The 19,593-nt window shown below is 45.4% G+C and carries 15 protein-coding genes; 13 read left to right on the top strand and 2 right to left on the bottom strand.

What is annotated here, in order from left to right; all coding sequences use genetic code 11:
• The first annotated feature begins 121 nt into the window (after nucleotides 1-121).
• On the top strand, nucleotides 122-313 hold the full coding sequence (locus AB1483_00490; GenBank protein ID MEW6410929.1) for a helix-turn-helix domain-containing protein: 192 nt from the start codon (nucleotides 122-124) through the stop codon (nucleotides 311-313).
• A 13-nt stretch (nucleotides 314-326) separates the two neighbouring features.
• On the opposite strand, the gene AB1483_00485 is transcribed toward AB1483_00490, so the two are convergent.
• A complete protein-coding gene (locus AB1483_00485) occupies nucleotides 327-527 on the bottom strand; it encodes a hypothetical protein (GenBank protein ID MEW6410928.1) in 201 nt (66 codons plus the stop codon).
• Nucleotides 528-763: 236 nt separating this feature from the next.
• Here AB1483_00485 and AB1483_00480 point away from each other — a divergent pair, with 236 nt between their 5' ends.
• The 5 genes from AB1483_00480 to AB1483_00460 all read left to right on the top strand — a co-directional run bounded on the left by AB1483_00480 (nucleotide 764) and on the right by AB1483_00460 (nucleotide 11,681).
• Complete coding sequence (locus AB1483_00480) at nucleotides 764-3,940, top strand: helicase-related protein (GenBank protein ID MEW6410927.1); 3,177 nt, start codon at nucleotides 764-766, stop codon at nucleotides 3,938-3,940.
• Between the two features lies 1 nt (nucleotide 3,941).
• Complete coding sequence (locus tag AB1483_00475; GenBank protein MEW6410926.1) at nucleotides 3,942-7,427, top strand: N-6 DNA methylase; 3,486 nt, start codon at nucleotides 3,942-3,944, stop codon at nucleotides 7,425-7,427.
• A 1-nt stretch (nucleotide 7,428) separates the two neighbouring features.
• Entirely contained in the window at nucleotides 7,429-7,635 is a 207-nt protein-coding gene (locus tag AB1483_00470; GenBank protein MEW6410925.1) for a hypothetical protein, read from the top strand.
• Between the two features lie 27 nt (nucleotides 7,636-7,662).
• Nucleotides 7,663-10,653, top strand: a complete 2,991-nt coding sequence (locus AB1483_00465) for a TrlF family AAA-like ATPase (GenBank protein MEW6410924.1) — start codon at nucleotides 7,663-7,665, stop codon at nucleotides 10,651-10,653.
• 242 nt (nucleotides 10,654-10,895) lie between these two features.
• Entirely contained in the window at nucleotides 10,896-11,681 is a 786-nt protein-coding gene (locus AB1483_00460; GenBank protein MEW6410923.1) for an ArdC family protein, read from the top strand.
• A gap of 118 nt (nucleotides 11,682-11,799) precedes the next feature.
• Here the strand turns inward: AB1483_00460 and AB1483_00455 are convergent, their stop codons facing one another.
• Nucleotides 11,800-13,425, bottom strand: coding sequence for a recombinase family protein (locus tag AB1483_00455; GenBank protein ID MEW6410922.1), 1,626 nt, complete (start codon nucleotides 13,423-13,425; stop codon nucleotides 11,800-11,802).
• A gap of 517 nt (nucleotides 13,426-13,942) precedes the next feature.
• On the opposite strand from AB1483_00455, the gene AB1483_00450 reads away from it, so the two are divergent.
• From AB1483_00450 to AB1483_00420, 7 genes are all read left to right on the top strand, one after another.
• Nucleotides 13,943-14,221 carry a helix-turn-helix domain-containing protein gene (locus AB1483_00450; protein ID MEW6410921.1) on the top strand — a complete coding sequence of 93 codons (279 nt, stop codon included), beginning with the start codon at nucleotides 13,943-13,945 and terminating at the stop codon, nucleotides 14,219-14,221.
• A 22-nt stretch (nucleotides 14,222-14,243) separates the two neighbouring features.
• The gene (locus tag AB1483_00445) at nucleotides 14,244-14,474 is read left to right on the top strand and encodes a hypothetical protein (protein ID MEW6410920.1); all 231 of its coding nucleotides are present in this window, start codon (nucleotides 14,244-14,246) and stop codon (nucleotides 14,472-14,474) included.
• On the top strand, nucleotides 14,461-15,006 hold the full coding sequence (locus tag AB1483_00440; protein MEW6410919.1) for a crossover junction endodeoxyribonuclease RuvC: 546 nt from the start codon (nucleotides 14,461-14,463) through the stop codon (nucleotides 15,004-15,006). The genes AB1483_00445 and AB1483_00440 overlap by 14 nt, the downstream gene beginning before the upstream one ends.
• A gap of 679 nt (nucleotides 15,007-15,685) precedes the next feature.
• Nucleotides 15,686-16,789, top strand: a complete 1,104-nt coding sequence (locus AB1483_00435; GenBank protein ID MEW6410918.1) for a replication-relaxation family protein — start codon at nucleotides 15,686-15,688, stop codon at nucleotides 16,787-16,789.
• Between the two features lie 552 nt (nucleotides 16,790-17,341).
• Nucleotides 17,342-18,658: a tetratricopeptide repeat protein gene (locus AB1483_00430; GenBank protein MEW6410917.1), complete on the top strand. Its 1,317-nt coding sequence runs from the start codon at nucleotides 17,342-17,344 to the stop codon at nucleotides 18,656-18,658.
• Nucleotides 18,659-18,764: 106 nt separating this feature from the next.
• Entirely contained in the window at nucleotides 18,765-18,965 is a 201-nt protein-coding gene (locus tag AB1483_00425; protein ID MEW6410916.1) for a hypothetical protein, read from the top strand.
• Nucleotides 18,965-19,588 (top strand): hypothetical protein, encoded by a 624-nt coding sequence (locus tag AB1483_00420; GenBank protein ID MEW6410915.1) that lies wholly within the window; start codon nucleotides 18,965-18,967, stop codon nucleotides 19,586-19,588. Before AB1483_00425 ends, AB1483_00420 begins: the two co-directional genes overlap by 1 nt.
• Nucleotides 19,589-19,593 lie beyond the last annotated feature (5 nt).

The following is a 19,593-nucleotide window of genomic DNA, read 5'->3' as shown; positions in this document are numbered from 1 at the left end:
CTAGGCTGGTCGCCAAGACGAGAATTGAGGAAGAGACAGGGGCCTCTGGCAAGCCCCAACGGGAAGACACCACAAGAGATTTTAATCCGGTCGATTTAACTATAAACCAAGAGTTTACAATATGCCGAAAGAGAGGCTCTTAACTCCACAGGAAGTAGCAGACTACCTAAATGTCAAGAAATCCACCATATATGGCTGGACTCACGAAGAGAAGATACCACACCTGAAGCTCGGCAACTTGGTCAGGTTCCGAAAAGAGGACATAGAACGTTGGCTTAAGACCCGTACGAGAAAAGCGCGAAGGCGGTGGTGACATTCTGTAACGATTAGCCCCTTGTCTCAGTCTTGTCAGCCAGAATATCATTCCCTTTGGCTTTTTCTTTATAGTAGATGTCGAGCAGCACCTCCGCAAAGTTGGCCATGTTGTCAAGACACTCTATCGCATCTTCGGCGGAGAGTTCTTTCCCCGATTTGTCCTTGAACAGGACTTTCGTTTCCTGAATAAGCTTTTCACTCCATTGCGTCATTTTTTCCTCTTCTTTCTCTGTACATTCTTTGTTAGCTGGATATATATAATACGGTAGTCGGGAGGGGACTGCTCTTTCGGGTGATCTCAGCAATCATGACCGTTCCAGTCTTGCTTGTCTTTAGCATTGCTTTATGGCCTAATTTGAGCTAATATTAAGAAAACGGGGAGGCATGCTTCCCACGCAGGCATCCTCCGGCAATAGCAGGACTTAAATGCTCACTATTATTTGAATTTATGAAGACAGATTTAACTTTTATAACCAACGAAAGAGACCGGCGTCTAATTGATCGCTTCCGGGTTCTGATTAAGGATACCCGCTTTTTCGACGTGCTGGTTGGCTATTTCTTTACCAGCGGTTTCTATGCCATCTACCGGTCTCTGGAAAAAACAGAGAGAATCAGAATCCTGATTGGCATCGGTACCGGTAAGTCCACCATCGACCTAATTAACCAAGCTAAACAGGAAAGCTTGCCTTTTTCCCATGCCGAGGCTAAGGAATGTTTTGGCGAGGCGGTCACCGCCGAGCTGGCCGACTGTGCGGATAAGAAGGAAATTGAAGAAGGGGTTCACAAGTTTCTGGAGTGGCTGCGAAGCGGCAAACTTGAAATCAGGGCATACCCTTCCGAGAACATCCATGCCAAAGTCTATCTGATGACTTTTGTTGAGGGCGACCGCGATGTGGGCAGGGTTATCACCGGTTCGAGCAACTTCACGCAGGCCGGTCTGATTGATAACCTTGAGTTCAATGTCGAGCTGAAAGATGGCAACGATTATGATTTTGCCAAGAAGCAGTTCGACAAGCTTTGGGCTGATGCCGTCGAAGTCAAAGACAAATACATTGATACTATTCAGACTCGGACTTGGCTAAATGATACCATTACCCCATACCAGCTATACCTCAAATTTCTCTACGAGTATTTCAAAGACGAAATCAGCATTCAGGAGGAGGTCTTTTTTAAGTACGTCCCGATTGAATTCAAACGTCTTGAATATCAAGAACAAGCGGTACTAAATGCCAAAAAGATTATTGACGAATACGGCGGTGCTTTTATCTCGGACGTGGTCGGTCTTGGCAAGACCTACATGGCAGCCATGCTGGCTAGTCAAATTGAAGGCCGCACACTAGTCCTTGCTCCGCCAGTGCTTCTAGATCGGGACAACCCGGGTTCGTGGCCAAACGTATTCTCTGACTTCAGAGTGAGCGCGGACTTTGAATCGCTTGGAAAGCTTGAAACGCTTATTAAGCGGGGCACAGAGAAGTATAAGAATATATTCATTGATGAAGCGCACCGGTTCCGCACGGAGACCAATATCACTTATGAGAAGCTGGCTCAGATTTGCCGTGGTAAGAGAGTGATATTAGTGACGGCGACTCCGTTCAATAATTCGCCAAAGGACATATTGAGTCAGATCAAGTTATTCCAGAAGTCCCGAAAGAGCACTATTCCTGGAACGCCGGATTTGGAACGCTTCTTTGGCAAGCTGGAGAATCGTCTAAAAGGCCTTGACCGCCAGAAAGACCAAGCCAAATTCATTCAGGTGACCAAGGAAAACGCCAGAGAAATACGGGACAAAGTCCTCAAATACTTGATGGTTCGGCGCACAAGGCAGGAGATTGAGAAACACTTCCCCGATGACCTCAAAAAGCAGGGCCTGAAGTTTCCGGAAGTTATCGACCCCGAACCCGCTTTCTACGAGTTGAACGACGAAGAAGATAAGGTCTTTAGCGAAACTATCAAGCTCATTACACAGAAGTTCAAATATTCCAGATACACGCCGCTCTTGTATTACACCGGAGAGGTTGAACAGCCGGAACAGTTAGCCCAGCGGAACATGGGCCGATTTATGAAAATCCTCTTGGTCAAGCGTCTGGAGAGCAGCTTTTACGCCTTCCGCAATTCTATCAACCGCTTCATTGCTTCCTATGAGCTTTTCATCGAGCAGTTCGATAAAGGCGCGGTATATGTCAGCAAGGAGTATTCTGCGAAGATTTTTGAATTGTTGGCAAATGGAGATGAAGACCGGGTAGTGGAGCTGATTGAACAGGGCAAAGCGGAGAAATTCGAGGCCAAGGGATTCAAGACAGAATTCCGCAAAGACTTGGAACATGATCTTGAACTTCTAAAGAAAATTAACACTCTTTGGCAAGGTGTCAATCGTGATCCAAAGCTTCTCAAGTTTGTGGATATTCTCAAATCAAGGAAAGTCCTCAAGGAAAATAAACTGATTGTCTTTACCGAGTCTAAGGAGACCGCTGACTACCTGACTAAGAATCTAAAACAGCACTTCGGCGATGGTATTCTCGATTATACCGGTTCATCAGGGGCAAGCGTCAGGGAAAAGGTAATTGAAAATTTTGACGCCCGAGCCCGTTATCCCAAAGACGACTATCGTATTTTGGTGGCTACCGAAGTGCTTTCGGAGGGTGTAAATCTGCACCGCGCTAATGTCGTCATCAATTATGATATCCCCTGGAACCCCACCCGTCTGATGCAGCGAGTCGGGCGCATAAACCGGGTTGATACTACCTTCGACAAAATCTATACTTTCAATTTCTTCCCGACTAAACAGTCGAATGACCAGATAAAGCTGAAGGAAGCCGCCGAAGCCAAGATTCAGGCTTTCATTACACTTCTCGGAGCGGACGCGAGACTGCTGACCGAGGGTGAGGCTGTTGAGCATCACGAACTTTTTGACCGACTGATATCCAAGAAAACGATTACCGGCGAAGACGGCGAAGAGGACAGTGGTCTTAAGTATCTCCAGCTCATTCGCAACATTCGGGATAACGATCCTGACTTGTTTGAGCAAATCAAGCGATTGCCCAAGAAGGCCCGAACTGCCAGAAAAGAGCCGGGCAAAGGAGACCGACTTCTTACCTACTTCCGTAAGGGGAAGCTTCAAAAGTTTTATCTCGCTGGCACCGACGAGGCAGAGGAATTGGATTTCTTGTCAGCCGCTGCGCAATTAGAAACTAAAGCAACCGTCAAGCGGGAAAAGCTCGGCCCCAAATTTTACGACCTGCTTAGCAAGAACAAGGAAGCGTTTGTGTTCGCCACAACCGAGGACATGCCGGATACAAAACTAAAAGGCGGAAGAGATACAGCAACGCAGCTACTGAAAATTTTGCGAGCCGTCAAGGACTACCGGCAGTTTACAGACGAGCAGGAAGAATATCTCCGGAAAGTGATTAAGGAACTTCAGGACGGCGGTTTACCAAAACAGACGGCCAAGACGGTTCTCAAAGATATGACTTCTGTGATAAAGAAGGAAATCAATCCCTTGAAGATACTTGGCGTGCTCCAGAAGAACATTCCCGCAGAACTGCTGGGAAGCCATCTTGCGGAGACCGGGGCTAAAGTGGGCGGCCCACGAGAAGTGATATTGTCCGAATATTTTGTAGGGGAATGATATGCAACGCGAAGCAGCCAAAAAACTCATACGAGACACTTTAGAGAAGCCCTTTGATAAGGGCCAATTTAAGCTATTCATAAAGAATCTGCTGAATAGGCTTGAGGATGCTCCATTCATTTACCGGGGCGAGTATATCTTCAAAGACTATCGTGACTCCGTCAAGTCCCTTGAGCGAATAGGGAAGTACGAAGACTCTGACGGCAAAAAACTCGACGTTCTTATAGTCAGCCTTCTCAAGGCCCCTTCACTTGAGCGAGCACGATCAAAGCAGAGAAACTTTGTGGCTAAGTACTTAAAGGGCAGCCGCGGCAATGAGCTGAAAGACGGTGCCCTTGTAGCTTTCGTTTCGCCTGACGAGCGCGACTGGCGTTTCTCCTTTGTCAAAATGGAATACAAGTTCGATACGACAAAGAAAGGGACACCGAAAGTAGTGGAGGAGTTTACCCCGGCCAGACGGTACTCTTTCCTTGTAGGTGAACACGAAGGTAGCCACACAGCTCAAAGCAAATTACTGCCTACACTCGAAGAGACAGACAGCAATCCTACCTTTGCGGATATTCAGGAAGCCTTCAACATTGAAAAGGTTACCAAAGAATTCTTTGAGCAATACCGGCAGCTATTTCATGAGATCAAAGAAGCTCTGGACAAACTTGCCAAGACGGATAAGACTATCAAGCAAGACTTTGAGGAGAAAGGTGTTGATACTGTTGACTTCGCCAAGAAGCTCCTGGGTCAGATAGTATTCCTGTATTTCCTTCAGAAGAAAGGTTGGTTTGGAGTCGCCCGCAACGAAGCCTGGGGAACCGGCCCCAAGAATTTCCTGAGGCTACTATTTGAAGGTAGAATGTCCCAATATGATAATTTCTTCAATGACATTCTCGAACCATTGTTTTATGAAGTGCTGGCTGTTGACCGGAATGCGAATGGTGATTATTACAGTCCCTTCAAATGCAAGATTCCATTCCTGAACGGTGGATTGTTTGATCCCCTAAACAATTACGATTGGGTCCATACTGACATTCTGTTGCCGGAAGAGCTTTTTTCCAATAAGAAGAAGACCAAGCACGGAGACATCGGTACAGGTATTTTGGATGTATTCGACCGCTACAACTTTACGGTAAAGGAAGACGAACCACTCGAAAAAGAAGTGGCTGTTGACCCGGAGATGCTTGGTAAGGTCTTTGAAAATCTGCTCGAGGTCAAAGACCGCAAGTCAAAAGGCACATATTACACTCCGCGCGAAATAGTCCACTACATGTGCCAGGAAAGCCTCATAAATCATCTCGCCACAGAGCTGAACGAGCGGGTCAAGAGAGAGGACATCGAGATACTGATAAAGCACGGCGAGGCAGCACTCGAAAACGATACCCTCGTATCGGAGCAAGGAGAAGAAACTAGCCGATATAAGTATAAACTTCCTAAGTCCATCCGTGCGTATAATCAGCTAATCGATGATAAGCTCGCCGATATCAAGGTCTGCGATCCAGCCGTTGGATCCGGAGCTTTCTTGGTGGGAATGATGAATGAGATCGTCAAGACGAGGTCGGTCTTGGCCCGTTTGAATAAACCGGGCGAAGAGCCAAATATCTATGACTTCAAGCGAGACGCAATTCAAGGCTCACTCTATGGCGTTGACATTGATTTGGGCGCCGTAGAAATAGCAAAGCTTCGACTGTGGCTTTCGCTCATTGTTGACGAGGAAGACTACAAGCACATTAAGCCCCTACCTAACTTGGATTACAAAATAATGCAGGGAAACAGCCTACTTGAAGAATATGAGGGAATTAAGCTTATTGATGAACGGTTTTTTGAGAAGCATGAGGAAAAGGAACAGCTTCTGAAGAGACTTAGAGATCAACAGACCGCATTTCAGCAAGAGTACTTTGACCTTCATAGTAATAACAGGCTGTCGAGGACAAAGAAGTCAGAGATAGAAAAGAACCTCAAGAAGATTGATAAGCAAATCAAGGCATTAGACCAGCCAGAGATCAATGATCAGGATCGGTTTGATATTTTTGGTCAGACAGAAGCACAATCTAAGGCTGGCAAGCTATTAGAGCTTCATAGCTGTTTTTTTGATACCCATAATAAGAGCGCAAAGGATCGTTTGCACAAAGAAATTGAAACGTTAACATGGGAATTGATAGAGGCAACATTAAGGCAAGAGGGTAAGGGCGATAAGCTTGATGAAGTCCAGAGGTTTCAGCGAACCAATAGCAGCCCTTTCTTTCTATGGAGGCTCAACTATGCCGAGATATTTCGCGAGCGCGGTGGATTTGACGTTGTTATGGCGAATCCACCTTACGGTGCGGATATTGACAGCCTTGTTGGCACTTATCGAAGCCGGTACCCGGGTGTCATAACTCATTATGCAGACATTTTCAAACTCTTCTTCGCTCTAGGTCTGAGCAAGATTTTGAGACAAAACGGTCACCTAGTTTACATAACTCCTAACACCTATCTAAGCCAGCCTCGACATCGCGACCTAAGAAATTTCTTACTATCGCATGGCATTCTGAAGATACTCAATTTGGGCATGGGAGTATTTCCGGAAGTAGTTGTTCCTGTCTGTGTCACAATTGCAGGTAGGACGCCATCAGAGACAGGGCAGTATTATTTTGCAGATCTAAAATACAGGGTTACGGAAGTGTCTGCGCTTAGCAACTTGTCGTTTTCCACTATCCCGCTTCCGGATGCGATTACCAGCAAAGATAACAGCCTATATCCGTCTGTTGTTCTCAAGACAGACGAGAAGTATTTTGAGGATATTTTTGAGATTAAAGATGGAGGAATTCAATATCATAGATCAGGCATTGGGTTAAAGAACAAGGGTGGCAACGATTTGTATGATAGGATTTTTGATAAATCCAGCAACGGACGTTTCGCTAATGCGGTTGATACTTGGTATGGGAAACTTATAGACAGATATTGGATTTCCGACCAATCGAATGAGTGTTTTAACCTTGATTATAAGGCAGTTCTGAAGCCGGATGAGTCGGTGAGTTTCTCTCGCGAAGCTTTTGCCGAGAATAATAAACTTCTGTGGCGGCAAACGGCATCGTATTTAAGAGCCACTATTGATACCAAAGGCAGATGGTTTCGTAATACAATTCAGTGCGCATGGATAAAACCTGCTTACAAAGGAGAGGTTGACCTTAAATATGCATTGGCGGTATTCAATTCGAGTTATGTTAGATATAAATACAATCAACTCGTTCAAGAGTCTGGTCGAGTGTTCCCTCAGATTAAGATCGGCAAGGTCAAGAAACTGCCCTTTAGAATAGCATCAAAAGAGCAACAGAAACACATCGCGTCGATCGTCGATAAAATACTGCAAATCACATGTAAGCCTGCCTTTGTTAAAGTTCCCGCACTCAAATCAGAGGTGGACGAACTATCGCAAGCTGTGGACGGCATTATTTACGAAATATATTCGATAAGTCCGGAGGAGATTGCCCTCATCAGCAGGTCATTGGAGGAATAGTATGGCCGACGAATACGATAAGAAATCCATGAAGGAAATTGAAGCGCGAAACACACTACCGCAATCGTCGTGGGATGACTTCGACCAGTTCGTTCAGGACTACAAATACTGTGCGACTCTCCGCCATAATAAACCTTACGTATCCTATATTGTGTTGGCGGATATGATAAAAGCCGGTTGGCGTCGCTCTGCGGAGGAAATTGAGTAATATTAAGAGGAGGGGTTAAGTATCACTATGAGTAATGATCACCAATTTACATTTTCAAGAGGCTCTGAATGGCGCAAGTGGGATTTGCATCTGCATACTCCGAAGTCAATCTGTCAGGACTATGGAGGTGACACGACAAGTGTGTGGGATGCATTCATTAACAAGATTGCCTCTCTTCCTCCCGAAGTTCAAGTTTTGGGTATTACTGACTATCTTTTTGTCGACGGGTACGAACATTTACTTACGCGCCGCGATGAGATTCCAAACATAAAGCTGCTAATTCCCAATATCGAGTTTAGACTAAATACTTTCAGTGGCTCCGCCAACAGCCATCAGCGGCATAACTTTCACATTCTCTTCAGCCCATTTGTTGAAGTCAATGATATAAAGGATCAACTCCTCAATTGCCTCTCTAGTGGATATAAGCTTGATGACAATACTGAATGGCGGCAAACACCGACACGTAGATCACTCGAGGATCTGGGAAGACAGATGAAAGCGAATGCGCCGGTGGGCAACACCATCCACCAAAAAAGCGACCTTCAGGTTGGATTCCAGAATATCACGTATAAGCTTGATGATATACTTAAGCTGTTAGAGAAATCCTGTTTCACTGGTAAATACGTTCTTGGCGTGGGCTATTCTGAGTGGGACCAGTCAAGATGGGACCAATCAGCGGCTGAGAAGCGGAATCTGATAAACAAAAGCCACTTCAGCATGACTTGCGTGGACGATCCCGAAAAAATAGAAGAACATCGTGATGACCTGCGTTCCAATAGTCTCAATTCGTTAGTCCTGCATGCCTCCGACTCCCATAATATAGATCGCGTTGGTAAGACACTTCAGTGGATAAAAGCCGATCCGACGTTCACCGGCCTGAAGCAAGTACTTAACGAACCAATAGCGAGAGTTTTTGTTGGCAACACACCCCCGAACTATAAACCTGACCATAAAGTCATCAAGAGGATTATAGTCAAAACATCTAGCAATTGGTTTGATGAAGACTATTCAATTGATCTCAATAGGGACTTGGTGACCATAATTGGTGGGCGTGGCTCAGGGAAGTCAGCTTTGGCAGAGGCAATTGCATATGGTGCTGGCAGTAAGGACAACCGCGCAGAAGCATTTCTAAACAAAGCTGCAAAACACAAGGAATCAATAACCGGAACTTCCATTGAACTGGAATGGGCTGATAAATCAGTTACTGAATTTCAAGTTGGTAAGCTCGACTCCGATAGAGGACTGGTTCGTTATTTACCCCAGGGAGCCGTCGAAGAATTGTGCTCACCACAACATGTTGGTGAACTACAGGATCAGATCGAAAATGTCATTTTTCAGTCCTTGGAACCTGGGGACAAGCTTGGTGCGTCCGGGTTTGCTGAGCTACAGAAGAAATCACTGAGACAATTTGCTCTTGAGAAAGATCGGTTAGTCACGAAAATACGAGATATCAATAAAGACATTGCTCAAATCACTAACCTCGTTAAGAATCAATCGACTAAGCAAAAACTGCTCGATAAGAAGAAGACAGAATTGGAGCAACTACTAAAAACTCTTCCGACGCTTCCAGATGAAGACAAGGAGGCTCAGGACCAGTTATCGGACCTCGAGGAGCAAAAGTCTCTGATTGAAGATATTATTGCTGAAAAGCAACAACTATTGGTAAATGTATCCGAGGTTGAGTCTAGGGTAGCTGTATTTCAGTTTGCTATAGACGAGTTTAAGGAAGAGATCAAGACTCTATTGGCATCAGCAGGTATGCCGAGGTCAAAAGAATTTGACGTAACGCTTGACGCTAGAGGTGTTGCAGGAGTTATAGATGAAAGGCGAAAAGCTCTCAATGGCGAGATAGAAACAATACGTCAAGGTGCGAAGAAAGATGTGGCTTCTCTAGTTGGTATTGTGGAAGATAATTTGCTGGCAAAGAATCTAGAAGAGCTAAGCACTGCTATTGAAAAAAAGGCTAAAGAGACGAAAGCATTTGAGACCCTCAAGTTGAAATACCAGCGGCAAAAGAAGTTAATACAAACCAGCAACGCCAGTATCAAATCTCTGGAGTTGGAAATTGAGGCGATCACAAAAGAGCAGATTCCAAGAAAGTCTATTCTCGAAACGGAAAGGCAGACACATTACAAGTCGTTCTTCAACGTGTTGTCTCGCGAGAAGAAGAAGATTGAGCAACTATATAAACCATTACAAGACTCGCTCTCCCATGGTTCTACTACAAAAAGGCAACTCGTTTTTGAGGCCACAGTACGGTACGACTTATCGACGCATAACAGGACAGGATTAGATATTATTGATAGGACACGTAAGGGGAATTATAGAGACCTGCCTGCTTTACGAACAAAGCTTGAAACTTCCTGGGATAATTGCACTAAACAAGGATCAACAGATAGTGCCCTTGTTGAAAGACTGACTGATATCGAGGATTCTTTCAAGAAGATGGACGGCGATGACCTTTCGATTGAAGAACAGCTGAGGGAGAATATGTCGATTGAGGAGTTTTACAATTGGCTCTATGACCCAACGGTGTTCAGCGTTGAATCATCACTTAAATTTGACGATGTGGAGTTGTATCTATTGTCTCCGGGTCAAAAAGGAATCGTTCTGCTGATGCTATATCTTGCCATTGACAAAGAAGATACCAGACCGCTGATAATAGATCAACCAGAGGAGAATCTGGACAGCTTGTCAGTGTGTAATGATTTGATTCAGTATTTCAGAGACAGGAAGATATACCGGCAGATCATTATGGTTACGCATAATCCCAACTTAGTAGTTAATACTGATTCAGAGCAGGTGATCATTGCCGAATACAGAGGCAAAGAGACTCCACGACTTCGCTACACTTCGGGTTCACTGGAGAATCAGGCGGAAAAACTTCCTGATATTCCTGTTGAAGATCTGGAGGATGGTATTATTGAGCAGGTGTGTGATATTCTAGAGGGTGGGGAGACCGCGTTTAGTAATAGGAAGAGAAAATATCAGCTTTCCGATAAAGCTAAGAATTTGTAGTGTGCTTTTTACGCTCCTATTCTTCTGTGGTTGCATTCTTAGCTTAGCTACCATAAAAGAGGCTTCTTGCGTTCGTTGCCAACGTCTTCACTCTGACCGCATTCAGGGCGTTCAATAATCTCGCGTAATTTCATATTCGCTTAGTTGTTTCCGTGGGGAAGTTCTCCTTCTCACGGCTTTTTGGGTTCCTCTTTGCCGGTGGGTGAAGGAACCAAAAACCCGCTTAACGAAGGAGAACCATTATGAAAAACAACAAAGCAAAAGAAATGATTGAAAACGCTCTCACTTCATTGACCGAGTCTCTCGAAGCCGGTCAGAGTGATGAGCTGAAGAAGTATCTTCAGACGATGAGTCGATTCCATCGCTACAGCTTCGGAAATATTCTGCTCATCGCTCTGCAGAAGCCGGAGGCCACTCATGTCGCCGGATTTCACACTTGGAAGAAGCTTGGCCGGTTCGTCAAAAAAGGCGCCAACGGCATCGTTATCATCGCGCCATTGGTTTATAAAAAGGAAACGGTTGAAGAAAATGATAACCGTTCCGATGTCGCTCCAGTTAACGGATTCAAAGCCGTTTACGTTTTTGACATCAGTCAAACCGACGGAAACGAATTGCCTGAATTCGCCCGGGTGCAAGGTGATCCTGCCCGTTATCAGGAAAAGCTGTTTAATTTTATTTCCGCTAACGGCATTACTCTTGAGTATTCGGACACCTTGCGGGCTGACGGCCGTTCCGGCGGCGGCAAAATCGTTATCCGCTCCGGTTTGTCACCGGCTCAAGACTTCAGTGTGAAAGTCCACGAATTGGCTCATGAGTTTCTCCATCACACCGGTGAGCCGCTGTCCAAGACTCAGAAGGAGACTGAGGCTGAAGCGGTTGCCTATGTGGTCTGTCAGTCCATTGGTCTTGATACCAATTCCGCTTTCAGCGACTACATCCAGCTCTACAAAGGCAACAAAGACACGCTCATCGCCTCAATCCAGCGCATCAAGGATATTTCCGGGAAAATCCTCGACGCTTTGGCATAGGGGATTAACAAAACCCTTTTTTTGAAACCGCCAGAAATGGCGGTTTTCTTATACTGTGATGATTTATCACCTTCAAAATATGAGACTACATCGTAGGTAAGGTATATGTGAGACGAATCTATCCGGAACTACCACCACTTTGTGGACAACTGTCTGAATTGAGATAAAAGGTGCGAACTTCGTCCACTAATCCCCGAGTCTTGGAAATAGCCTCGTTTAAAGCGGGGTTTTTTCCGTTAGGTAAGCCATGAATTAGGGGTTCGAACCGGATATTATAGGGTTTAATGGATTCTATGTGATTGAAAATTATATCGTACGGTTCTTTGGCTTCTATTAGCAGTTTTTTGTCCAATAAGATAAGGTTCGAACCGATGTCACGGACGACTCCTTTTTTCTCTTCAATTGTCCCTGTTGTGAATGTCTTTCTCAACATTGTCATGAATCTAAAAGTATCTATTGTTTCGTTTTTTGCTTTGTCGTAGCCTTCTATAGCATTTTTGATCCTGCGACCCAGAAGCTCTCGTTCCTTTTCCAATTCTTGTTTTTTTGATAAAAAGTCAGCATCATTCAAAAGACCTCTCAGCTTGATTGTTAGCAATTCCGACGTGTTTTTTTCATTGTGGGCAATTCTCTTTTTTAGAGAAGCTATTTCCATTTTGTTATCTTCCTCCTGAGGGTCTTGTTGCGATTCACTAATCTTAAGCATGAATTCCAGAAGGAATTGGTCATATGTGATTAGATTCATGAAGGACTCAAACTGGTCATTCAGTTGCTCCTCTTGGATATATTTTTGTGAACACGTTGTTTTTCGCTTTGTGCAATGGTAATAGACATATTTGCTTCCAAAGCGATTCGTTTTATGTTCGGCAGTCACCGAGGCACCACATTCACCGCATCGCATTAGTCCAGTATATTGAAATGTGTATTGCTTTGGTCTTGTTGTTATCGGTGCGTGAATAATACTTTGTACCTTGTCGAATTCTTTTTTGGTAACCATAGGCTTATGGTTGCCTGTATATAGTTTCCCGTGGTATTCAAACATTCCATAGTAGAATGGATTTGAAAATATGTAGTAAATGGTTGAACGACTAATTGGGTTGCCGCCACCCGACCTATACATTCGGGAGCGCAAGCCAAATTTGTTATTTCCGATGTCCAATACCTGCGGTACGGTGTATCCTCCCGTCAATATCAAATCCCACATTTTGCGAATAATATTGAATCGTTTAGGGTCGGGGATAATTGTATGATCCTCAAGCTTGTTTTTGTATCCAAGCGGTGCCTGTGTAGGATACCATCCCTTCTCTAATTTCGCCTTAAGACCACGCTTCACATTATCACTCAGGTCATCAATGTATTTTTTTGCCATGCCAAATTCCAGCTGTAGCCAAAACTTGTCATTCCCGGAATTGAAGAATGACCGTTGCGGTGTATGAATATGGGTGAGCTTATTTTCCTCCATTGCCCAGATGAGAGCACCACCGTCAACAGGATTACGCGCCAACCTGTCCAGCTTCCAGCAGAGCAATTCATTCAGCTTGTTTTGCTCCATGTATTCATAGAGTTGATTGAATACAGGTCTGCCTGGAGCTTTAGCTGACTTGCTTTCCGTCAGCACTCTATCTACGATCCAATTCATCCGCTTGGCATGTGCTTTCAATTCCTTGACCTGGGATTCGATTGACATTACTTGCTTATCTTCTGATTCAGTAGATTTTCTTGCGTATATTGTTACGTGATTCATTGTCCCGGATGATGTTAATAAGATTCAAGAAGCGGTTGATTATATCCAAAGCTTCTTCTTCAGATATGTCTCTCTCATAGCGCAATCTATAGAGGCGTTGGAATGTTTGTATTTGTTTTTGTGTGATAGGCATAACGTCCAATTATACCTATCGCTGAGATTGCCGCTAGTGAGACGAACTATGCTACACCCCCCTTCTGCTGTGGAAAAGAGAGCTTTCAGCAAAGAGAAATGATGTTGAAGCAGCGATTTGCTCCGATTTCCAGTGCAAATCTATCATTAATGTTTACACACGGCAAATGCAGGCAAGATAACCCACCTTGACAAAATGCCAATATTCGTGTAAGGTTAGCAGTTTTTTTGAAAACAACCTTACATATATGGCTATAAACAGCGAATTACCCCCGTCTAGTATGGTTGTGATGTTATCCCCAGACTGGTGGGACTCTAGCATATTGATGCTAAATCGGCCCAGGTTTATGGTTGAGTGGCAAGAAAAACAAACATAGCACTTTGTATGTCCTGCGATCTTAAAAAAATTAAGACCAATCAAATCCGAAGGTACCGCTTGAGGCGGTATCTTCGGCAGCGGGACGTTTCAAAACTGCTACGTATCAAGCACAACACCGACCTGTATCGTTGGGAAACCGGTCATCAACTACCTACCCTGATTAACGCGCTCAAGCTATCTGCCGCGCTCAAATGTCCCGTCGAGCTGTTGTTTTCCGACCACTTCAAACAGATTCAGTTGGACATGTACGGCGAGCGGATGGAGATGACTACTACTGCTTTATAAATACTCACTAATCAAAACAAACATGAACACTAAAAAAGCGAAAATAACCCCAAGGGGTGATCTCGCGGAAGAGATTGCGAAGACCTTTCAGGAACAGCACCGGGTCGAGCTGTACCGGTACATCGTCGAAAAGCATGACGAAGGTATCGTCCGGAAAGCGTTCGAGGAGGTTATCAAGATGCCTCCTGAGAAAATAAAGAAGTCCCGGTCCGCACTGTTCTTCTTTCTATTGAACAAATATGCGGAAAAGTAAATTCAAAATCCTAGCCGTCGATCCCGGCACGAAACACATGGGATTCGCCTTTTTTGAAGGTACGGAACTCGTTGACTACGGAGTCAAGACAATCAGGCAGGGTTCTGAGGCCATAATCCTCGAACATGTCGAGGAAATTGTAACCCGCCTGATAAGGGAAAAGGCTCCACACTATTTCGTCTTGGAGCGAAATACGTTCTCTCAAATCAAGCAGAATTTTCGCCTGACGCTCGCTATCGCGAAGATGAGGCATATCGCCAAGAAGTTTGGCGTTCTGGTGTACGAGTACGACCCCAGAACCATCAGAAAGGAAATATGCAACGACGGCAATGCGAGCAAAATCAGAGTCGCCCAGACAATCGTCAGCACCTTTGACGAGCTAAGAGTATATCTGCAGTCAAACAGGACTTGGGTATTGAGGTATAACCTCAACTTGCTCGACGCCGTTGCGGTCGGCATCACCTTTATCCGTCAGAACATCAGTCCCGTCCGCTCGCTCCGGAACTGGCTACTGGCTCGCCAGAATGGATAGGACTACCGGCAGGCCATTTCGCGCCAGAAGGCGGCGATATCCGAAGCAGTCCAGGTGCTCCGTATGCCGCCGGAAGATAGAATTCGGAGACTTATGCTACTACTGTCGAAAACGACGTACATCATAAGCTCCGTAGCAGACATTTCAATCTGCGATTGAAATACGACTGCTTAGTCCGCAGTCGTTGAGAAGACGCCCCCTCGTCGGTCTGGTTCTCTCCATCACTTTTCCCTTGCTCGAAGCACTAAAATAATGCTTCTTGAAAGTAGAAATGATGTATTATCATTTCTACTTTCCACAACATGTAATGTGTTGTGAGGTAAAGGGAAAGTGATGTCGTTCTCCGCCCGACTTCGCTCCCTTCCCTTGGCTCTCTGCCTAGTCTGCTTCTGGTGCTAACGACTATGGATGTGCTGGTGAGTTATTTCCGAAGCAGACCAGGAACCCGGAGAGCCATCGGCTTCGCCGGAAACAAAGGATTGTTTCCTTGCTCGGGTTTGCCCCGCATTTCGAACGTCAGCGGAGGGGCAAACCGAAGCGAGCGAAGTCGGGCGGACACGAATCGTCAGCCAAAAACCACCCTCCTGCGGATTGCGGTTTTTGGGACGAGTTCGGCCTCCGACGAGGGGGCGTCATAAGAGAAAGATTCCGGCAAGCCGGATAGGAGAATTAGAGGGAAATGAGCAAACCCACCCAACAGAAACGACTCTCGCGATATGTCCCAGATAAAGGGGCTTTCCCTGATTTGATTTTGAGAGACCGGGATTACAAGATCCTTAGGCTGGTCTATGACCATCGGTTCTTGAGCAGTGAGTTAATCTGGCATTTACTTCAGACGGGTGATGTATCAAGCGGCGTTTCCTACGCCGTTGGCTCGGACGGCAAACAGCGACCAGCGCAATACGGTTTCGGCAGACAGGCCCTGTCCAAGCGGTTAAAACAGCTTTTTAACGCCCGATATCTGGAACGCCATTACATCACCGACGAGCCAATGGGCAGAGGGCATGGCTCGCCGCGAGCCATTTACGGTCTTGGACCGGCCTGCCCGAAGATTCTTGAAGAACGGCACGATATTCCGATCAAAATAACTCGGCGGATTATCGAGAGTAATAAGGTCAAATCTCTGTTTTTGAAGCACGCTCTGGGTGTGGCTACATTCCGGGCAACGCTGGAACTCGCCTGCGAACGCCATAGTGACGAAGCCAAACTCCTGTTTTGGGAACAGGGCGATTGTATCAGGGATTTCGTGATTGGCGAGAACGAGGAGGGCGAGGATGAGCGAATTCCAGTCCATGCCGATGCTTTTTTCGGTCTGGAAGTCGTTGGAGCGGGAAGAACACACTTTTTCTTGGAAATCGACCGAGGTACCGAACCTATCGCATCGTCAAAACAGCGAACCGATATCCGGCGGAAACTAATCGGGTATCGGTTATATCGCAAATCGAAGAAGTTTCCGAAGCGTTATGCCTACCGCCAATTGCCAAATGGTCAAATTGTCGGGCTCGATATTCGTGCCGATCAATCGAATGAAGGTCGTCACATGATTACGGGATTTCAGGTGCTCTTCGTGACACCCGGAGCGATAAGGCAAGATAAGACATTGTCGGGTCGTATTGCGAGTATCTTTGCTGAATTCGCCTCAATGGGGAAATTCTATGTGACCAATTCGCTGTTTTGGTTTACTTCGCCAGACTCGATTGATATTACTGAGCCGGATCGAATGTTCTCAAAATGTTGGATAACGGCTAATCCGCAAAACGACCTGATGAGTATGGTGGAGTAAGATGAAATTCCAGCTTCACACATTCCGTTCTCCTCACACTATGACCAAGCTGTCATGTAGGAGCAGACTCGTCAAAGGTGATGGCGTTGGTCTGGTCGTTTTGGAGCCTTCACCTTGTTAAGGCTCTAAACGATGCGGAATGGTGAAGCTGGAATTCTGCCAATAAATATAGGTGTGGAAGGAGGAGTACATAATGGCAGTAGTAATAAAAAACGGAATTAAGGGTAAATACTGTTCCAGTTGTGGCAAGTGGAAGCCACTCACAGATTATTACAGAGATCGTTCAAAAGGTGCCTCGCAAGGATACAGGCACTGCCGTTGTAAGCCATGTTATAAGGCTGGAAGAAAGAGACTCGGCTATTGATTGATCCAAAGGAGCAAGTATTGGAAAGAAAGGGAACATATTCATTAGTTGAAAAGGCGGAACGCCTTTATTGGCAAGATGACTTCGCTTCCTCTCTAAAGTCTTCTGAAAAAGCTCTTAAGCAAGCTAAGGCTGCCAAAGATTACGAAGGCCAGGTCGAGTGTCTTTTTGTTCAGATGAAATCGTACATGTCTTTGGGAGATTCATCCAAAGCCAAACGATTAGCTGTAGATGTTTTGAAACTGGCTCGTGATAAGTGCTCTCGCTTGACATACGCAAATGCCCTGATCGAATCTGGTTATCTCCATCTTCAGTATCTGGAATACGAACATGCGGAAAACCTCACCGTCGAGGCGTTGATAATTGCCCGAGATGAAGCATTACCTGACCTTGAAGCCGACTCACTAGTACAGCTCGCTTCATTGGATAGTTTCAGACAGAATTACAGGGAAGCGACTGTCTATCTCAGAGAAGCATTGAAGATTTCCGAACATTTGCAGCGCACTGAAGCTATGCTTGAAACAATCATGCAGCAGGGTCTCGTCTGCAGTTCCGCAGGTGATTATGCCCGTGCGTTGGATTGTTTTGAACGGGTCGAAGCGGTATCTAAGAAGCAAAAGCTCTACGACTACGAGGTCGAGAGCATCTTGAATCAGGGTGATATATTCCGGTCGATAGGAGATTTTGACAAAGCGGAGCGATTGTATAATCTGGCTCTGGATAAATCCGACAAACGGAACCTACCGACCAAGACTGTCGAGATTTTGAAAAGAGTCGGCAATCTGTTACTGCACAGACGAAACTACAATGAAGCACTTAAGTGGTATCGCTTCTGCGAAAAGCAAACCAAGAAATTCAAATCATCATCTTTCTTTCCGTTTGTCGCCTTGGGATACGGAACCGCCTATAACGGTATGGAAGACTACAAGCGGGCTGTGGAGTACTTTTGGCGAGTTCTTGATAACATAGCACCGGCATATTTTCTGCATAGCGGTATTCTCAAGCAGGTGCTTGTGCAATTGAGCCTGTCATTGGCGTATCTCAACAAGAAAAAGCAGAGTAATCAGGTAAGCGAATTGGCTGGCAAAGTTGGAGAACTGGCTAATTCGGGAATCGACAGCTCGCCCCAAACCGGACTGCTCATTAAGAAGCTGGAAGGCGAACTGAATATCCTTATTGAGTCAATCAAGACCGACCAGATTGCTATGTTCTCACGAGACGGTGTTCGTGTTGATATGCGAACCGGTGAAATATACGGTGATGGTAAACTTCCCAGAACCAAGTTCACCGAATTGCAGCTTGAGATATTCAGACTTTTGGTTGAAAACGAAGGTACTGCCGTTAGCAATAAACACATTATCGGATGCTATGAGAAGTACGTCGATGAGCTGCAGGAAGTCCCACGCAGAGCGCATTACTTCATTGCTGAAATCCGAAAGAAACTCGGTAGTAAGACGATTATCAAGACCGTAACCGGCTCCGGTTACAAGATTCCTCACCTCTAATTCCCTCCTTACAATCCTTACAATTCCCCTGTGTGGACAAAACTCCGTCCATTAGGCAAATTGATTCTGTGATTAGAACAACAACCCTTAAATGAAAGGATGAATCATGGAATCACAAAAAGAAACCAGCAAGAATGGGCCGGAAGTCCCCGATATTGGACCTTCCATCTTTGCGGGCGCGATTGTATGTCTGGCCATCTATGGCGGCTATAAGCTGCTCCAAAAGGAAGCGAACCAAGCCTCTCTAATGGAAAATGGTGTCAATTCTCGCATCCTCGATAGAATCGTTGAGCAGGAATTGCACTAATGAGCTTGCCAGCTAAATACGATGATGGTGCCGAGCATGTGCTCGGCACCACGTCTTTGCAGATTGTTCGAAGCAAGATCATAGAGAACATTCGCCGTTATCCGGGTATGACTTGGTGGCAACGAAGAAAAATCATCAATGAGCTTGATTCTCTCATTGAAATGGAACGTTGTCGTAGAAAGCAGCTCGCAGCTCACCAACTACAGAGAGAGAATGTGGAACATCGGCTTATTATCGCTCAGAAGCAGATAGACATATTTGAGAAATACGTAGATGTTATCAGCAGAGTGAGACTGCTCAAAGCTCGAACTAGCCGAGCGGTGGCACGATACGAACGGGATAGCGTAATGTGCAAATTGGATGTAATTGAACGGCTCATGCAGATTAGAGCCAAGCATAAACCTGCTGAAAAGCAGGACGATCACTTGAAGGAGCTGTCGCAAATCAAAAAACAACAAGAGGTGTCCCAAGCACGAGAGCAGGCGGTTTTGGACTCGATTGCCAAGAAAGCAATGAGCCGGGCAACCTTTATTAACATGGTAAACGAAAAGTTCCCCGATATGGCCGATGAACTGGTTGATTTTTATGACCAGCAGATTTTCCAACGGGGAGCAGGGAGATAATTACT

The sequence above is a fragment of the Candidatus Zixiibacteriota bacterium genome, from assembly GCA_040756055.1.
Classification (GTDB): Bacteria; Zixibacteria; MSB-5A5; order GN15; family FEB-12.
Note: the sequence above shows the minus strand (reverse complement) of the source record. Positions and strands in the feature narration are given on the sequence as shown.

What these genes read in the sequence shown, in the direction of transcription:
- AB1483_00490 (MEW6410929.1), top strand. Translation starts at nt 122, where the DNA reads ATGCCGAAAGAGAGGCTCTTAACTCCACAGGAAGTAGCAGACTACCTA.
- AB1483_00485 (MEW6410928.1), bottom strand. Translation starts at nt 527, where the DNA reads ATGACGCAATGGAGTGAAAAGCTTATTCAGGAAACGAAAGTCCTGTTC.
- AB1483_00480 (MEW6410927.1), top strand. Translation starts at nt 764, where the DNA reads ATGAAGACAGATTTAACTTTTATAACCAACGAAAGAGACCGGCGTCTA.
- AB1483_00475 (MEW6410926.1), top strand. Translation starts at nt 3,942, where the DNA reads ATGCAACGCGAAGCAGCCAAAAAACTCATACGAGACACTTTAGAGAAG.
- AB1483_00470 (MEW6410925.1), top strand. Translation starts at nt 7,429, where the DNA reads ATGGCCGACGAATACGATAAGAAATCCATGAAGGAAATTGAAGCGCGA.
- AB1483_00465 (MEW6410924.1), top strand. Translation starts at nt 7,663, where the DNA reads ATGAGTAATGATCACCAATTTACATTTTCAAGAGGCTCTGAATGGCGC.
- AB1483_00460 (MEW6410923.1), top strand. Translation starts at nt 10,896, where the DNA reads ATGAAAAACAACAAAGCAAAAGAAATGATTGAAAACGCTCTCACTTCA.
- AB1483_00455 (MEW6410922.1), bottom strand. Translation starts at nt 13,425, where the DNA reads ATGAATCACGTAACAATATACGCAAGAAAATCTACTGAATCAGAAGAT.
- AB1483_00450 (MEW6410921.1), top strand. Translation starts at nt 13,943, where the DNA reads ATGTCCTGCGATCTTAAAAAAATTAAGACCAATCAAATCCGAAGGTAC.
- AB1483_00445 (MEW6410920.1), top strand. Translation starts at nt 14,244, where the DNA reads ATGAACACTAAAAAAGCGAAAATAACCCCAAGGGGTGATCTCGCGGAA.
- AB1483_00440 (MEW6410919.1), top strand. Translation starts at nt 14,461, where the DNA reads ATGCGGAAAAGTAAATTCAAAATCCTAGCCGTCGATCCCGGCACGAAA.
- AB1483_00435 (MEW6410918.1), top strand. Translation starts at nt 15,686, where the DNA reads ATGAGCAAACCCACCCAACAGAAACGACTCTCGCGATATGTCCCAGAT.
- AB1483_00430 (MEW6410917.1), top strand. Translation starts at nt 17,342, where the DNA reads ATGTCTTTGGGAGATTCATCCAAAGCCAAACGATTAGCTGTAGATGTT.
- AB1483_00425 (MEW6410916.1), top strand. Translation starts at nt 18,765, where the DNA reads ATGGAATCACAAAAAGAAACCAGCAAGAATGGGCCGGAAGTCCCCGAT.
- AB1483_00420 (MEW6410915.1), top strand. Translation starts at nt 18,965, where the DNA reads ATGAGCTTGCCAGCTAAATACGATGATGGTGCCGAGCATGTGCTCGGC.